This window comes from Rhizobium sp. BK112 (assembly GCF_014193215.1).
GTDB lineage: Bacteria > Pseudomonadota > Alphaproteobacteria > Rhizobiales > Rhizobiaceae > Rhizobium > Rhizobium anhuiense.
Map to the genome: position 1 here is coordinate 1 of NZ_JACHYZ010000043.1, position 1559 is coordinate 1559.

At 65.5% G+C, this 1559-nt stretch carries 1 protein-coding gene; it reads right to left on the bottom strand.

Features of this window, described 5'->3' with window-relative positions:
• A partial coding sequence (locus tag FHT75_RS35640) for a putative Ig domain-containing protein (RefSeq protein WP_183851518.1) occupies window positions 1-1559 on the bottom strand: 1559 nt, incomplete at both ends.

Below are 1559 nucleotides of genomic sequence, written 5' to 3' on the forward strand. Positions count from 1 at the left end.
GCGGTAATGGTGACGGGCGTCGTGAAGTTCACCGTCTGCCAGCCGCTCGCCGTGGTGTTGCTGAAGGTGGCGGTGGCAAGCCTGGTGCCGGTCGTGGTCCACAGGTCGACGACGTTCTGGCCGTTGTCATTGGCGCTGCGGTAGAACTTGATGCCGGTGACATCACCGGCGACGTTCGACTGGAACTTGACGCCGAGCTCGAGCTGCTGACCATCGTTGAGGTTCGTCTGGGTCGGCGTGCTGGAGGCGTTGAACAGGCTGTAGGTCGTTGGCGCCGCCGATGCGGCGATGTTGAAGGTCTCGTTGGTCGAGAGGCCGCCGAGATCGGTCGCCGTCACCCTGACGCCGTAGGTGCCTGCTGTCGTCGGCGTGCCGGAGAAGGTCCGCGTCGAGGCGTTGAAGGCCAACCAGGCAGGCAGCGCCGTGCCATCGGCAGCCGTTGCCGTATAGGCCAGCGTCTCGGTGCTGTCGACATCGGTGAAGGTGGTCGTCGGCAGCACGAAGGAGAAGGCCGAGCCGACGGTGGCGTTCTGGGCCACCGTCTGGACGGCCAGCACCGGCGCGTCGTTGGCGCCGTGGATGGTGACGGTCAGGTTGGCCGTGGCGGTGGCGCCGCCAGTGTCGCGCATCGTATAGCTGAAGACATCGCTCAGCGTGTTGGTCGACTGGCGCAATGCCTGGACGGCCGCATTGGTCTCGTTGACGGTATAGCTATAGACGCCCGATGCGTTGAGCACGAGACTGCCATAGGTGCCGTTCAGCGCCGAACCAAGCGTGCCTGATGTCGCGCCGAAAACGACGGCCGTGACCGTCTTGGTATCACCGGCATCCGGATCGGTGTCGTTGGTCAGCACGTTGCCGCTGGCAACCACACCACCCGAGCCATTGGCGACACCACCCTTCTCCGTCGCATCACCCGCATCGGCAACCGCCGTCGGCGCCCTGTTGCCAGCCGTCGATACGGCGATGCTGAAGGTCTCGTTGGCAGCAAGGCCGCCGAGGTCGGTTGCCGTCACCCTGACGCCGTAGGTGCCGGTTGCCGTCGGCGTGCCGGAGAAGGTCCGCGTCGAGGCGTTGAAGGCCAACCAGGCGGGCAGCGCCGTGCCATCGGCAGCCGTTGCCGTATAGGCCAGCGTCTCGGTGCTGTCGACATCGGTGAAGGTGGTCGTCGGCAGCACGAAGGAGAAGGCCGAGCCGACGGTGGCGTTCTGGGCCACCGTCTGGACGGCCAGCACCGGCGCGTCGTTGGCGCCATGGATGGTGACGGTGAGGTTGGCCGTGGCCGTGGCGCCGGCAGTGTCGCGCATCGTGTAGCTGAAGACATCGCTCAGCGTGTTGGTCGACTGGCGCAATGCCTGGACGGCCGCATTGGTCTCGTTGACGGTATAGCTATAGACGCCCGATGCGTTGAGCACGAGACTGCCATAGGTGCCGTTCAGCGCCGAACCAAGCGTGCCTGATGTCGCGCCGAAAACGACGGCCGTGACCGTCTTGGTATCACCGGCATCCGGATCGGTGTCGTTGGTCAGCACGTTGCCGCTGGCAACCACACCACCCGA